Consider the following 254-nt stretch of genomic DNA (forward strand, 5'->3'; position numbering starts at 1 on the left):
AACGAACAAAAACGCATCGCTGATAAAATTGAGCGGCTGTTTGCGAAAATCGACGAAGCAAAGCGGCTGATTGAAGAAGTGAAGGAGTCGATCGAACGGCGGCGGGCGGTCATGTTGGAGAAGGCGTTTAAAGGGCAATTAGGGACAAATGACCCGAGCGAGAAAAGTATATTGGAAACATCCGATGATCTAAGTGAAAAAGACGTCATTCCGAAAGAACAATGGCCTTATGAGGTGCCGGGGAATTGGGTGTG

General features: G+C 47.6%; 1 pseudogene. It reads left to right on the top strand.

Annotation, left to right across the window (positions count from 1 at the left end):
• Window positions 1–254, top strand: a pseudogene (locus VU18_RS15820) (restriction endonuclease); the annotation flags it as partial.

It is taken from the genome of Geobacillus sp. ZGt-1 (genome assembly GCF_001026865.1).
GTDB classification, from domain to species: Bacteria; Bacillota; Bacilli; order Bacillales; family Anoxybacillaceae; genus Geobacillus; species Geobacillus thermoleovorans.